Raw genomic sequence first — 14,274 nt, forward strand, 5'->3', positions numbered from 1 at the left:
AAATAGAAAATGAGTGATATCCGTATATTCGAAATTTACCGCTACGATCCAGATGTCGATGCTGCTCCGCGTATGCAACGCTATGAGCTAGAGCTCACTGGTGAGCGTATGTTGTTGGATGCTTTGATTTCCTTAAAGAAGCAAGACGAAACCATTTCTTATCGTCGTTCATGCCGTGAAGGTGTCTGCGGTTCAGACGCAATGAACATCAACGGTAAAAATGGTTTGGCCTGCTTGACTAATATGTTGACTTTGCCGAAGGTCATCACATTGCGCCCATTACCTGGCTTGCCAGTAGTGCGCGATTTGATTGTCGACATGACATTGTTCTTCAAGCAATATTTATCTATCAAGCCTTACTTGGTAAACGAAAATCCACCTCCTGAAAAAGAGCGTCTCCAGAGCCCTGAAGAGCGCGAAGAGTTGAATGGTTTGTACGAGTGCATCTTGTGTGCATCATGCTCAACTTCATGCCCATCTTTCTGGTGGAATCCAGATAAGTTTGTTGGCCCAGCTGGTTTATTGCAGGCGTATCGCTTTATTGCTGATAGCCGTGATGAAGATACCAATCAGCGCTTGGATAACTTGGAAGACCCATACCGCTTATTCCGTTGCCATACGATTATGAATTGCGTTGACGTATGTCCTAAGCACTTAAATCCAACCAAGGCGATTGGCAAGATTAAAGAGTTGATGGTTCGCAGGGCAGTATGACCCTCGGTAATGCAGAGTTATATCGTTTAAAGAGTGATGCTCGTAGGGGTTTGCTAGAGAACGATTTAATTCTGCAGCGTTTCTTTGAGCGTTACGGCACTCAGTTAAGCGTAGAAGATGGAAAAGTTTTAAGCCAGCTATTGGCTTTAGATGACAACGATTTAATGGATTTATTGATTGGTCGTAAAGATTCTGTAGCTAGCTTGGAGAAAGAGATGCAAGCAGACTCTTTCAAAACGATTTTACAAAGGTTGAGAGAGAAGTAATTCAGCCTTTCAAAGCGGTAGCGGCATAGACGCATGAATGAGCAGTGCATTAATCATAATTTTGAATGACTAAGGATTAGAAATGATTGAATCGGACATCAAAGCAAAACTCTCGTTTTCGGATGGCACACCAGATATTGATCTGCCAATTTACAAGGGGACAGTAGGTCCTGACGTAATCGATATTCGCAAGCTTTACGGTCAGACTGGGAAGTTCACATACGATTCAGGCTTTCTTTCTACTGCGTCATGTAATAGCAAGATTACCTATATCGACGGCGATAAGGGTGAATTGCTCTACCGCGGCTACCCAATTGAAGACTTGGCAAATAATTGCGATTTCTTGGAAGTTTGCTACCTCCTGATCAATGGCGAACTGCCAAATGCTGCTGAGAAAAAAGCATTTGATGAAATGGTTATGCACCACACCATGGTTCATGAGCAAATGCAGTTCTTCTTGCGTGGCTTCCGCCGTGATGCCCATCCAATGTCAGTATTGACTGGTTTGGTTGGCGCAATGGCTGCCTTCTACCACGATGCGATTGATTACAGCCAGCCTAAAGCGCGCGAAATTGCGCAAATTCGCTTAATTGCGAAAATGCCTACTTTGGTTGCGATGGCATATAAATATTCCGTAGGACAGCCATTTATCTATCCAGATAACTCTTTGTCATACACAGCAAACTTTATGCGCATGATGTTTGCAACACCATGTGAAGAGTACAAAGTAAACCCAGTATTGGTTCGTGCTTTGGATCGCATCTTCACACTGCATGCAGACCATGAGCAAAATGCCTCTACTTCAACAGTACGCTTGTGCGGCTCATCAGGCACCAATCCATTCGCCGCCATCTCAGCAGGTATTGCTTGCCTCTGGGGTCCAGCACACGGCGGTGCAAACGAAGCCTGCTTGCAAATGTTGAACGAAATTCAAGCTAATGGCGGCGTAGACAAGATTCATGAATTTATTGCTCAAGTAAAAGATAAGAACTCAAGCGTTCGCTTGATGGGCTTTGGTCACCGTGTTTACAAAAACTTTGACCCACGTGCGAAGTTGATGCGCGAAACTTGCTACGAAGTATTGAATGAGCTCGGTCTCCAAGATGACCCATTGTTCAAGTTGGCAATGACGCTTGAAAAGATTGCTTTGGAAGACGAATATTTCGTGAGCCGCAAGCTCTATCCAAACGTAGACTTCTACTCAGGTATCGTGCAACGCGCTCTTGGCATTCCAACAGAAATGTTTACCTGTGTTTTTGCTTTGGCAAGAACAGTAGGTTGGATTGCTCAGTGGGAAGAAATGATTACTGACCCTGAGTACAAGATTGGTCGTCCACGTCAGTTGTACGTTGGCGAAACAAACCGCAAGGTTCCGAACATCTCAGTTCGTAAATAAGGTAACTAAGGTCTCTCATGTCTCGTACGCTTTATGACAAATTGTGGGATGACCACGTTGTTTATTCTGAAGATGATGGCACAGCCACGATCTATATTGATCGTCAGTTGCTTCATGAGGTAACTAGCCCTCAGGCATTTGAAGGCTTGAATTTGGCTGGCCGTCCAGTTTGGCGCATATCCGCCAATTTGGCGGTTTCAGATCACAACGTACCAACGACCGATCGTTCCGAAGGTATCGCCGATCCAATTTCTAAGTTACAAGTAGATACTTTGGATCAGAACTGTGATGCCTTTGGCATTACTCAATACAAAATGAACGATACCCGCCAAGGGATTGTTCATGTCATCGGACCAGAGCAGGGCGCAACTTTGCCTGGCATGACCGTAGTTTGCGGCGACTCTCATACCAGCACCCATGGCGCCTTTGGTGCTTTGGCATTTGGTATTGGCACTTCGGAAGTCGAGCACGTATTGGCAACCCAAACTTTGCTCATGAAGAAGAGCAAAAACATGTTGGTACGCGTTGATGGTCGCTTACAACCAGGCTCTACTGCTAAGGATATCGTTCTCGCAGTGATTGGCAAGATTGGTACTGCAGGTGGCACCGGTTACACCATTGAGTTTGCTGGCGAAGCCATTCGCAACCTGTCGATGGAAGGTCGTATGACGGTTTGCAATATGGCGATTGAAGCTGGTGCCCGCTCTGGTTTAGTTGCCGTAGATGAAACTACGATTGAATACATTCAAGGTCGTCCATATGCGCCTAAGGGCCCAGCATTGTTGCAAGCTATGCAATATTGGAGAACCTTACATTCAGATGCTGATGCCAAGTTTGATGCTGTGGTTGAGTTACGCGCAGAAGAAATTGCTCCGCAAGTGACGTGGGGCACTTCACCGGAAATGGTGCTGGCGATTAGCGAGCGTGTTCCTGATCCTGAAAAAGAACGTGATCCTAATAAACGCTCAGCAATGGAGCGCGCTTTAGAGTACATGAACCTCGTTCCGAATACACCCTTGAGCAGCATTGCTATTGATAAGGTATTTATCGGCTCTTGCACCAATAGCCGCATAGAAGATATGCGCGCTGCCGCTAAGGTAGTTGATCGTTTGGGTAAAAAAGTTGCTGCGAATGTGAAGTTAGCCTTAGTAGTACCTGGTTCAGGTTTGGTAAAAGCCCAAGCAGAACGTGAGGGTCTAGATCGTATTTTCAAGGCCGCTGGTTTTGAATGGCGTGAGCCTGGCTGTTCTATGTGTTTAGCCATGAATGCTGATCGCCTTGAGCCTGGCGAGCGCTGTGCTTCAACATCCAATCGTAATTTTGAGGGCCGTCAGGGTAATGGCGGTCGTACTCATTTGGTGAGCCCTGCAATGGCTGCTGCTGCGGCAATCGAAGGTCACTTTGTTGATGTTCGCAAGATTTCATAAGGAAACTGAACAATGAAATTCTCTTCACTCTCTTTAATTTCCAGGCTAACAATTATTGGTGCTGTTGGAATCATTATTTCTGCTTGTAGCAGCACGATGGAAGGTGTTGGCAAAGATTTGCAGAACATGGGGACTTCCATGGGTGGATCAAGTAACACACAACAAAACAATCAATCTCAAACCAAGGGTAAGGATGTTGTAGTTACCCCTGTGAAGTAAATAATTAGAGCAAATAGAGTAAAAGTCGAATCATGGAAAAATTTACGGTATACAAAGGTTTAGTTGCTCCGCTTAATCGCGAGAATGTGGATACCGATGCCATTATTCCGAAGCAGTTTCTGAAATCGATTAAGAAGACTGGTTTTGGTCAAAACCTTTTTGATGAGTGGCGCTACTTAGACCACGGAGAGCCAGGTCAAGATTGCAGCACGCGTCCCATCAACCCAGACTTTGTTCTTAATCAACCGCGCTACAAAGGCGCCGGAATTTTGTTGGCACGTAAAAATTTCGGTTGTGGCAGTTCTCGTGAGCATGCTCCATGGGCATTGGATCAATTTGGCTTTAGGGCAGTAATCGCACCTAGCTTTGCCGATATCTTCTATAACAACTGCTTCAAAAACGGTGTTTTACCCATTGTTTTGACTGAAATGCAGGTCGACCATCTTTTTAATGAAACCCAAGCATTTAATGGCTATCAATTAACAATCGATTTAGACGCTCAGCAGGTGATTACTCCTGATGGCACTGCTTATAGCTTTGAAGTAGCCCCCTTTAGAAAGTATTGCCTGCTCAACGGCTTAGACGATACTGGCTTAACTCTGCAACATGCAGATAAAATCAAGGCTTATGAAGCCGAGCGCATCCTCAAGATGCCTTGGCTTGCTACACAATTGCCGTAATTTCGTTGATTTAAAGGCCTTTCATGAAAATTGCAGTTCTACCGGGCGATGGTATCGGTCCGGAAATCGTTGCCCAAGCCGTTCGAGTGCTCCAAGCGCTTGGCCCTAAATTTGATTTAGAGGAAGCACCAGTTGGTGGTGCTGCTTATGACGTTGCTGGCCATCCTTTGCCACCAGCCACATTAGAGTTGGCTAAAAAAGCAGATGCTATTTTGTTTGGCGCAGTCGGTGATTGGAAATACGACACACTTGCACGCGAACTACGTCCTGAACAGGCTATTTTAGGTTTACGTAAGCATCTCCAACTATTTGCGAACTTCAGGCCTGCTATTTGCTACCCAGAACTCACTGCTGCATCAAGTCTTAAACCAGAAATTATTGGCGGCTTGGACATTTTGATTGTGCGCGAGCTCAATGGTGATATTTACTTTGGTCAGCCACGTGGTATTCGTACTTCAGAGTTGCCTTTATTTAAGGGTGCGCGTGAAGGCTTTGACACCATGCATTACAGCGAACCAGAAGTGGAGCGCATTGGTCATGTTGCATTTGAAGCAGCGCGTAAGCGTGGCAAAAAAGTATGTAGCGTAGATAAAGCCAACGTTTTGGAAACTTCGCAGCTCTGGCGCGAGGTGATGATTCGCGTTTCTAAAGAGTACCCAGATGTTGAGTTATCTCATATGTATGTAGATAACGCGGCTATGCAATTGGTTAAAGCACCTAAAGCATTTGATGTTGTAGTAACTGGCAATCTCTTTGGCGACATCTTGTCTGATGAGGCTGCTATGTTGACTGGCTCCATTGGTATGTTGCCATCTGCATCCCTAGATAAGAACAACAAGGGCTTATATGAGCCAAGCCATGGTTCAGCACCTGACATTGCTGGTAAGGGCATTGCTAATCCATTGGCAACCATTTTGTCTGCTGCAATGATGTTGCGTTATTCCTTGGGCATGCCTGCAGAGGCAGATCGTATTGAAAAAGCGGTGCAGAAAGTATTGGCGCAAGGATTGCGTACTGCCGATATCTACACCGAAGGCACGAAAAAGGTATCAACGGTTGAAATGGGTGATGCTGTAGTTGCAGCGTTAGCTTAGTAGAAAAAACGAAAACATTAATTCTTATTTAAGAAAACAAATTCACTAGATAGTTAATCATCATGGCAAATACAAATACACCTTTGGTTGGTTTAGTTGGCTGGCGCGGTATGGTTGGCAGCGTTCTCATGGAGCGCATGCTTGCCGAGAAAGATTTTGATCTCATCGAGCCTGTATTTTTTAGTACCAGCCAAGCGGGTGGTGAAGTGCCGCTCCTCAATGGTAAAAAAGTGACTAAGAGTGAAAGCACTTTGCAAAATGCCAATGACATTGCAGCATTGTCACGTTGCGACATCATTCTGACTTGCCAAGGTGGTGATTACACCAATGAGATCTTCCCTAAATTGCGTGCAGCAGGGTGGAATGGCCACTGGATTGATGCAGCTAGCGCATTGCGTATGAAAGATGATGCGGTATTGATTTTGGATCCTGTCAATCGTCCAGTAATTGATAAGGCTTTGGCTTCAGGTGGTAAGAATTGGATCGGCGCCAATTGCACTGTGAGTTTGATGATGATCGCTATGGGCGGTTTGGTTAAGGCTGACATGGTTGAGTGGATCAGCGCGATGACTTATCAAGCTGCTTCTGGTGCTGGTGCACAAAATATGCGCGAGCTATTGCTACAGATGGGTGCCTTGCGCGACAGCGTAGCTACTGAGTTGGCTGATCCATCCTCTTGGATATTAGATATTGATCGCAAAGTGACTGAGACATTGCGCTCAGCCGATTTTCCGAAAAAGAACTTCCGTAATACTGCATTAGCGGGTAGCTTGATTCCGTGGATCGATGTACCGGTTGACAATGGTCAAACTAAAGAAGAGTGGAAGGGTGGCGCTGAGTTCAATAAGATCTTGGGTCGCCCGGCATTCCGCACTCCTGGCAGTATTCCAGTTGATGGTTTATGTGTACGCGTAGGCGCGATGCGCTGCCATTCACAAGGTTTAACTGTAAAGCTCAAAAAAGATATTCCGCTCAAAGAGATTGAGGCGATCTTGGCTGCTGATAATCAATGGGTCAAAGTGGTTCCGAATGATCGTGAAACTACTGAGCGTGATTTGTCGCCTGCAGCAGTAAGCGGTACATTAACTGTGCCTATCGGCCGTTTACACAAAATGGCAATGGGCCCAGAGTACTTAGGTGCTTTCACGGTTGGCGATCAACTCTTGTGGGGTGCTGCCGAGCCATTGCGCCGTATGCTGCGCATCTTGCTTGAGAAGTAATTCAACTTCTATGTCTCGTATTAGCCAGCTAGGCTTATTAAAGCTTCTTTGCTTTGTTTTGCTTTGTTGGTCTGCTGTAGCTGGCGCAATCACCTTAGGTGCTCCACAGCTACAGTCGCGTCCTGGTGAGCCACTACGCGTAGAAATTCCGATTCGGGTTGGGGCAGATGAGCAGAGCGCCTTATCTACTCTAAATGTAGCAATGCCCAATAAGCTAGCTTACGAGCGCTTAGGAATTTCTCAAAAGATTCTCGAGCTCAATCCACAGGCGATGGTTTACCGTAATCGCCAAGAGCAACTCATGGTGCTGGTCGAGACTGTGAATTCAGTTCCGATGACTGATGATCCATTCTTCGATGTGCTAGTGAACCTCAATTGGGCAAGCGGTAGCCTTACAAAAACATTTACATTGCTACTCGGTGACGTGCAGAAGGTAACGGTAAAGTCTGGTCAAACATTGTCTGAGATTGCCGCCATCATTGCACCTCAATTGGATGGCGCTACTTTAGATCAAACCATGATGGCTTTATACAAAGCCAACCCTGATGCCTTTGCCAGTGGCAGTATTAATCGTTTGGCTGCTGGCGCTGAACTAACAAAACCAAGCCAGGCTCTATTGCGTTCGATCAGTCCTGCAGAAGCAAATCAGTTTGTTGCCGATGCTAATGAGCAGTGGCGCAAAGAGCATGGTGATAAGGAGGCGGCTACAGGCTCTTCCAAATCCACTAACGCTAAATCTACCGAAGCTTCACCTAGGGACCGTCTCAAGATTGGTTCGAGCGCTGATGGTAACGAACAAGAACGTCGCTATACAGAAGAGTTGGTAGCTCAGGAGAAAATGCTGGAGCAAACCAAAGCTCGCGTTGCTGAGCTAGAAAAGAATATCGCTGATCTACAAAAACTACTGGATAAATCTAAAGAGAAGAAAGCGGTAGACAATAATTTTGGCTTGGGCGGATTTGGTCCGGCCATACTGGCGATTGCGTTAATTGCATTGACTGGTTTATTGCTGTGGGGCTTAGCTCGCAATGCTCGACGCTCAGAGCTGCCAAGCTTTCACGCGGATGCTCGCCATGTAGCTAAAGATGAAAAGCCTGCAGCTGGTACTCATTTTGAAATGCCAGCTCGCGCAAAGGCATTGTTTGAAGGAATCGATCTCGATCTTACAAAACCTGCAAAAGAAGTGCCATCAGCAGTAAATATTCCTGTAGCCAATCCTTTGGCCGATACCTTACGTGTCAAGTTGAATTTAGCGCGCGCCTACATCACGATTGAGGACTTTTCTGCAGCTAAAAAGTCTTTGGATGAAGTGCTCCGAATGAGTAATTCGGTTGACCCTGCAATTACGATTGAAGCGCAGGGTTTGTTGGCAGAGATTTCGCATCGTAATACCTAGATCATGCGCATAGCCCTTGGCCTCCAGTACAGCGGCAGCTTATATTCAGGCTGGCAAACGCAGGTCAATCACAATACGGTACAAGACCAATTAGAAAAAGCGATATCTGCTTTTGTAGGCGAGCAATCCAGCGCTCAATGCCCTATCCATACCATTACTGCTGGCAGAACCGATACTGGTGTGCATGCGCTAGGGCAGGTGGTGCACTTTGATACCAATGTAGAGCGCGAAGACTTTTCATGGGTGAGGGGAGTGAATTCTTTTCTGCCGTCATCGATTGTGGTGAACTGGGCAAAGCCAGTTAGTGATGAGTTCAGTGCGCGCTTTTCTGCTTATGAACGTGAATATATTTATGCCCTACAAGCAGGTCCTTGTCGTTCGCCAATGTCTGATTCACGTGCTGGCTATTTAATGTTGCCGCCAAATCAGTGGCTTAATGTTGAGGCGATGAAAAAATCAGCCGAGTGTTTAATTGGGCAGCATGACTTCAGCTCATTTAGATCATCGGAGTGCCAGAGCAAGACTCCGATTAAAACGATTTATTCGATTGAGATTATTTCTGAGCAGCCATGGCTGTATTTTCGGATTCGGGGCAATGCCTTCTTGCATCATATGATTCGTAATGTGGTTGGCTGTTTTTTACAGATAGGCCAAGATAGACAAAAGCCCGAATGGATGGCCGAAGTCTTGGCAGCAAAGAATAGGCAAATCGCAGCTCCTACATTTATGGCGGATGGTTTGTATTTGGCCAAAATCACCTACCCTGAGGAATTTGCCATTCCGCAGCCTTGGCTGGAAAACTCTTGGCTGCCAGCCCAGGTCATCGGAAAACCAAATAAAGAGCAAAAGAAAGCGCAAGGGAAATAAAGGCCCTTGGCCTTATCATTCATTCATGGGTTTACTGACATACTCTCCGGACCGAACTAGGGTCAAAATCTGCGGTTTAAAGACGGCGGCAGATGTGGATTCTGCTGTTTCTGCAGGGGTGGATGCAGTTGGCTTTGTTTTTTACCCTCCTAGCGTACGCGCTGTAAGCCCTAATATCGCAGCCCAGCTCACCTCTAGACTCCCAGCAGGGGTAGATGCTGTTGGACTCGTTGTAAATGCCACAGATGAGCAATTTGCCGCGATACGGGCTGCTGCCTCGATTACCCTATGGCAGTTTCACGGGGATGAGACCCCAGAGCGCTGTGCCCAGCTTGCCGCAGGCGAGCCCTGGATGAAGGCTGCCCGTGTAGGCACTGGCTTCGCTTTTGATGATTTTTCCCTACAATATGGGGATGCAAATGCTTTTCTGCTGGATGCCCTCGTTGAGGGATATGGTGGCGGAGGCGTTCCTTTTGATTGGCAAGGGATTCCACAGACATGGGTAAGCGAAAACGCGCCTCGGGTCGTTTTGAGTGGTGGATTGAACACGCACAACGTGGGCGAGGCAATTGCACGCCTACATCCTTGCGCGGTTGACGTCAGTAGTGGCGTAGAAAGCAGCAGGGGTGTTAAAGATCCTGCGCTGATGACTGAGTTTGTAAAAGCAGTGCGCGCAGCAGATGCCAAAGCATCATCTCAATAATTTGCTGTAGATAAATCAAAAGAGGTAGCTATGTACGACAAGCCAGATGCACGAGGACACTTCGGTCCATACGGTGGCGTGTTTGTTTCTGAGACATTGATGTTTGCATTGAATGAGCTTAAAGAGGCTTATGCAAAATATCAAAATGATCCAGAATTCATTGAAGAGTTTCATTACGAGCTCAAACACTTCGTAGGTAGACCATCACCGGTCTACCACGCTAAGCGTTGGAGTGAAATGCTGGGTGGCGCGCAGATCTATCTTAAGCGTGAAGATTTAAATCACACTGGCGCACACAAGATTAATAACGTCATCGGTCAAGCTATGCTCGCTAAGCGCATGGGCAAGCCTCGCATCATTGCTGAAACAGGCGCTGGTCAACATGGGGTTGCTACAGCAACCATCTGTGCCCGCTTTGGCCTGGATTGCACGGTATATCAAGGATCTGTTGATGTGGCTCGTCAGGCGCAAAACGTATTCCGTATGAAATTACTTGGTGCCAAAGTAGTTCCAGTGGAGTCTGGCACTAAGACTTTGAAAGATGCTCTCAACGAGGCAATGCGTGATTGGGTTACCAACGTAGACAACACTTTCTACATCATCGGTACGGTTGCTGGTCCTCATCCTTATCCAATGATGGTGAGAGATTTCCAAAGTGTCATAGGTGAAGAGTGCAAGGTGCAAATGCCAGAGATGACTGGTCGTCAGCCTGACTATGTTTTAGCTTGTGTTGGTGGTGGTTCTAATGCGATGGGTATCTTCTATCCATACATTGATTTTCCAGAAGTGAAGCTCATTGGCGTTGAAGCAGCAGGTCACGGTCTAGGAAGTGGCTTACATTCTGCTGCTCTGTGCGTAGGTAAACCAGGTGTATTGCACGGCAATCGTACTTATTTATTGCAAGATGAGAATGGTCAGATTTCTGAAACACATTCAGTCTCTGCTGGTATGGACTACCCAGGTGTTGGACCTGAGCATGCTTGGTTGAAAGATTCTGGTCGCGCAGATTATGTAGCAATTACGGATGAAGAAGCGCTCCAAGCATTCCATGATTGCTGTCAGATTGAAGGCATCATTCCGGCTCTTGAGTCCTCTCATGCCATTGCCTATGCCTGCAAGCTCGCTAAGACTTTGCCAAAAGATAAAACCATCTTGGTCAATCTATCTGGCCGTGGTGACAAAGACATGCATACCGTTGCACAGGCAACTGGCTCCGAAGGCTAAGCAGAAAATAAGAATAAAAAACAAAAATAGAAAAACGAATTAGCTATGTCAAAAATTACTGCGCTCTTTAAGGAGCTAAAAGCAACAGGTAAAAAAGGATTGATTCCTTTTATTACTGCTGGCGATCCAGATCCTAAACAAACGGTTGAGTTAATGCATGCATTAGTTCGCGGTGGTTCAAGCGTAATTGAATTGGGTGTACCATTTTCAGATCCAATGGCTGATGGTCCTGTGATTCAAAGATCATCAGAGCGCGCATTGACCCAAGGCGTTACTTTGCGTAGTTGCCTAGAGATGGTGAAAGAGTTTCGTCAGAAGGACGCCAATACACCGGTTGTTCTGATGGGCTATGCAAACCCTGTGGAACAAATGGGTGCGGAGCGTTTTGCAGCTGAAGCTAAGTCCGCTGGAGTCGATGGTGTTCTCGTGGTGGATTACCCACCAGAGGAGTGCGTGGACTTTGCAGCTCGTATGCGCGCTGCTGGTATTGATCCGATTTTCTTATTGGCACCAACCTCATCTCATGAGCGGATTAAAGACGCTGCGAAAATTGCTTCTGGTTATATCTATTACGTCTCTATGCGAGGGGTTACTGGCGCCTCCAACCTTAACACTCAGGATGTGGCCAGCATTATTCCAAAAATTCGTGAAGAAACTGATATTCCTATCGCTGTTGGCTTTGGGATTAGTGATGCAGCCAGCGCCAAGGCGGTATCAGTGAGCGCTGATGCAGTCGTGATTGGCAGCCGCATTATTCGCCTTTTAGAAGATGCGCCCCCTGGGCAGGCAGTACAATCACTGGAAACCTTCATTCGTGAAATTCGCGACGCATTGGATAGTTAAAAACTAATGAGCTGGATAGATAAATTACTCCCACCCCAAATTCAACATACTGACCCTGCAAATCGCAAGTCAGTGCCTGAGGGATTGTGGGTTAAGTGTCCGAGTTGTGAGACTGTTCTCTATAGCACTGACATTGAAGCGAATTTATCGGTATGTCCAAAATGTAGTCATCACATGCGCATTGGCGCACGCCTGCGCTTGGATAGTTTGTTGGATGAAAAAGGGCGCTACGAAATCGGAGCTGACATCTATCCAACCGATCCACTGAAATTCAAAGACTCCAAAAAATACCCAGATCGCATTAAAGAAGCAAATGACGCTTCTGGTGAATCTGAGGCCCTTATTGTGATGGGGGGCAAGATTGAAACTATTCCGGTGGTGGCCGCTTGCTTTGAATTCCAATACATGGGCGGTTCGATGGGCTCTGTAGTCGGTGAGCGTTTTGCCCGCGGAGTACAAGAGGCGATTAATAAGAAGTGTGCTTTCATTTGCGTTACCGCTACTGGCGGTGCGCGTATGCAAGAGAGTTTGTTATCCCTTTTTCAGATGGCCAAGACCAACTCGATGTTGACCTTGTTGGCCAAAAAAGGTTTGCCTTATATCAGCGTGCTTACCGATCCAACGATGGGTGGTATCTCTGCGAGCTTTGCCTTTATGGGTGATGTCGTAATGGCGGAGCCAAAAGCCTTAATTGGTTTTGCTGGCCCGCGTGTGATTGAGCAGACTGTGCGTGAAAAATTACCAGAAGGATTTCAGCGTTCGGAATTCTTAATGCAAAAAGGCGGCATCGATATGATTGTTGATCGCCGTCAAATGCGCGGTGAAATTGCCCGTTTGTTGGCGCTACTACAAAAGCTTCCTGAGCCTGCAATAGCGGGTAGCGCAGCCGTTTAAGCGCTTGAGCTCAGCACACCAAGCCCCCGTATTGTTTCCCAGCCTAGAGGCTTGGCTTAGCCACCTCGAAACTGCTCACCCTGTTGGTATCGACATGGGGCTGGAGCGCATCAATCGAGTCAAAGCCGCACTAGATTTACATTTTGAATGCCCAGTCATCACTGTTGCTGGTACAAACGGCAAAGGATCTACCTGCGCTTTCTTGGAGAGCATTCTCTTAGCCTCCGGTTATAGAGTGGGTTGCCATACCTCACCACATTTACTCAAATTTAATGAGCGTGCTCGCATCAACGGTGAGGATGTTAAAGACAATCTCTTGCTTGAGCATTTTGCTGCCGTTGAAAAAGCCCGCGTGAGTTTGGTAGATGCGCCAACCTTAACCTATTTTGAGTTCACCACTTTAGCCATCATGCATTTATTTGCGAAATCGAATTTAGATGCAGTTGTACTAGAGGTGGGAATGGGTGGCCGTTTAGATGCGGTCAATATCGTGGATGCAGATTGCGCCATCGTGACTAGCATCGACATCGATCATGCGGATTTCTTGGGCGGCACACGCGAAGCAATTGGTCTGGAGAAGGCGGGCATTTTCCGTCCGGGGCATGTTGCAGTATGTGGTGACCCTGTGCCGCCACAATCACTCATTGACCATGCTGAAAAGCTGGGCTGTGATCTCTGGTTGCAGGGGCGCGATTACAACTTCCAGGGTGATAAGCAGCAATGGGGTTGGGCAGGGCGCAAAAAACGCTTTAGTGGACTTGGGTATCCAGCACTGCGTGGCGCCAATCAGATTCTGAATGCTTCAGCAGTCATAGCTGCTTTGATGGCGCTTCACCAGCGCTTACCAGTGAGTGCCCAAGATATTCGCAATGGCTTTGCGCTCGTTGAGTTGCCAGGACGCTTTCAGGTCTTGCCGGGTCAACCTACTATCGTATTAGATGTCGCCCACAACCCCCATGCCGCAGCTACTTTGGCCCAGGGGTTGGATAAGATGGGTTACCACCCCTATACCTATGCCATTTTTGGGGCAATGGCTGACAAGGATATTGAGGGCGTGATTAAACCTCTTCTCAATATCGTGGATTTCTGGTTTTGTACCGATTTGCCGACCTCTAGGGCTGCCAGCGCTAAGGTCTTGGCCGAGAAGCTCGAAGCTATGGGTGTAAAGCCTAAAAATGGGGCTGATGGCGGCATTGAATGCTTCCCAGAACCTGCTTTAGCGTATCAAAAAGCGCTATCTTTGGCAGGTGAGGGTGATAGAATTGTGACCTTCGGATCCTTCTATACCGTTGCAGGCGTAATGACTTACCGAAACAACCAGGCCCACTGAT

15 protein-coding genes are annotated in these 14,274 nt (G+C 46.9%); all 15 read left to right on the forward strand.

Features of this window, described 5'->3' with window-relative positions; genetic code table 11:
* Positions 1-9 precede the first annotated feature (9 nt).
* Positions 10-714, forward strand: a complete 705-nt coding sequence (locus tag AOC21_RS03970) for a succinate dehydrogenase iron-sulfur subunit (protein ID WP_215392479.1) — start codon at positions 10-12, stop codon at positions 712-714.
* Positions 711-980, forward strand: coding sequence for a succinate dehydrogenase assembly factor 2 (locus AOC21_RS03975; RefSeq protein WP_215392480.1), 270 nt, complete (start codon positions 711-713; stop codon positions 978-980). The genes AOC21_RS03970 and AOC21_RS03975 overlap by 4 nt, the downstream gene beginning before the upstream one ends.
* A gap of 82 nt (positions 981-1,062) precedes the next feature.
* Complete coding sequence (gltA, locus tag AOC21_RS03980) at positions 1,063-2,376, forward strand: citrate synthase (protein WP_215392481.1); 1,314 nt, start codon at positions 1,063-1,065, stop codon at positions 2,374-2,376.
* Positions 2,377-2,393: 17 nt separating this feature from the next.
* Complete coding sequence (gene leuC / locus AOC21_RS03985; RefSeq protein WP_215392482.1) at positions 2,394-3,803, forward strand: 3-isopropylmalate dehydratase large subunit; 1,410 nt, start codon at positions 2,394-2,396, stop codon at positions 3,801-3,803.
* A 12-nt stretch (positions 3,804-3,815) separates the two neighbouring features.
* Complete coding sequence (locus tag AOC21_RS03990; RefSeq protein WP_215392483.1) at positions 3,816-4,022, forward strand: hypothetical protein; 207 nt, start codon at positions 3,816-3,818, stop codon at positions 4,020-4,022.
* 32 nt (positions 4,023-4,054) lie between these two features.
* Positions 4,055-4,702: a 3-isopropylmalate dehydratase small subunit gene (leuD, locus tag AOC21_RS03995; RefSeq protein ID WP_215392484.1), complete on the forward strand. Its 648-nt coding sequence runs from the start codon at positions 4,055-4,057 to the stop codon at positions 4,700-4,702.
* Positions 4,703-4,725: 23 nt separating this feature from the next.
* Entirely contained in the window at positions 4,726-5,796 is a 1,071-nt protein-coding gene (gene leuB, locus AOC21_RS04000) for a 3-isopropylmalate dehydrogenase (RefSeq protein WP_215392485.1), read from the forward strand.
* A gap of 62 nt (positions 5,797-5,858) precedes the next feature.
* Entirely contained in the window at positions 5,859-7,016 is a 1,158-nt protein-coding gene (gene asd, locus AOC21_RS04005) for an aspartate-semialdehyde dehydrogenase (protein ID WP_215392486.1), read from the forward strand.
* Positions 7,017-7,026: 10 nt separating this feature from the next.
* Positions 7,027-8,412 (forward strand): FimV/HubP family polar landmark protein, encoded by a 1,386-nt coding sequence (locus AOC21_RS04010; protein ID WP_215392487.1) that lies wholly within the window; start codon positions 7,027-7,029, stop codon positions 8,410-8,412.
* A 3-nt stretch (positions 8,413-8,415) separates the two neighbouring features.
* A complete protein-coding gene (truA, locus tag AOC21_RS04015) occupies positions 8,416-9,279 on the forward strand; it encodes a tRNA pseudouridine(38-40) synthase TruA (protein WP_215392488.1) in 864 nt (287 codons plus the stop codon).
* Between the two features lie 25 nt (positions 9,280-9,304).
* On the forward strand, positions 9,305-9,982 hold the full coding sequence (locus AOC21_RS04020; protein ID WP_215392489.1) for a phosphoribosylanthranilate isomerase: 678 nt from the start codon (positions 9,305-9,307) through the stop codon (positions 9,980-9,982).
* A 30-nt stretch (positions 9,983-10,012) separates the two neighbouring features.
* Positions 10,013-11,206, forward strand: a complete 1,194-nt coding sequence (trpB, locus tag AOC21_RS04025) for a tryptophan synthase subunit beta (protein WP_215392490.1) — start codon at positions 10,013-10,015, stop codon at positions 11,204-11,206.
* A 45-nt stretch (positions 11,207-11,251) separates the two neighbouring features.
* Positions 11,252-12,049: a tryptophan synthase subunit alpha gene (gene trpA / locus AOC21_RS04030; protein WP_215392491.1), complete on the forward strand. Its 798-nt coding sequence runs from the start codon at positions 11,252-11,254 to the stop codon at positions 12,047-12,049.
* Positions 12,050-12,055: 6 nt separating this feature from the next.
* Positions 12,056-12,943, forward strand: a complete 888-nt coding sequence (gene accD / locus AOC21_RS04035) for an acetyl-CoA carboxylase, carboxyltransferase subunit beta (protein ID WP_215385226.1) — start codon at positions 12,056-12,058, stop codon at positions 12,941-12,943.
* Positions 12,944-12,947: 4 nt separating this feature from the next.
* Positions 12,948-14,273: a bifunctional tetrahydrofolate synthase/dihydrofolate synthase gene (folC, locus tag AOC21_RS04040; RefSeq protein ID WP_215392492.1), complete on the forward strand. Its 1,326-nt coding sequence runs from the start codon at positions 12,948-12,950 to the stop codon at positions 14,271-14,273.
* Position 14,274 lies beyond the last annotated feature (1 nt).

This window comes from Polynucleobacter sp. VK25 (genome assembly GCF_018687355.1).
GTDB lineage: Bacteria > Pseudomonadota > Gammaproteobacteria > Burkholderiales > Burkholderiaceae > Polynucleobacter.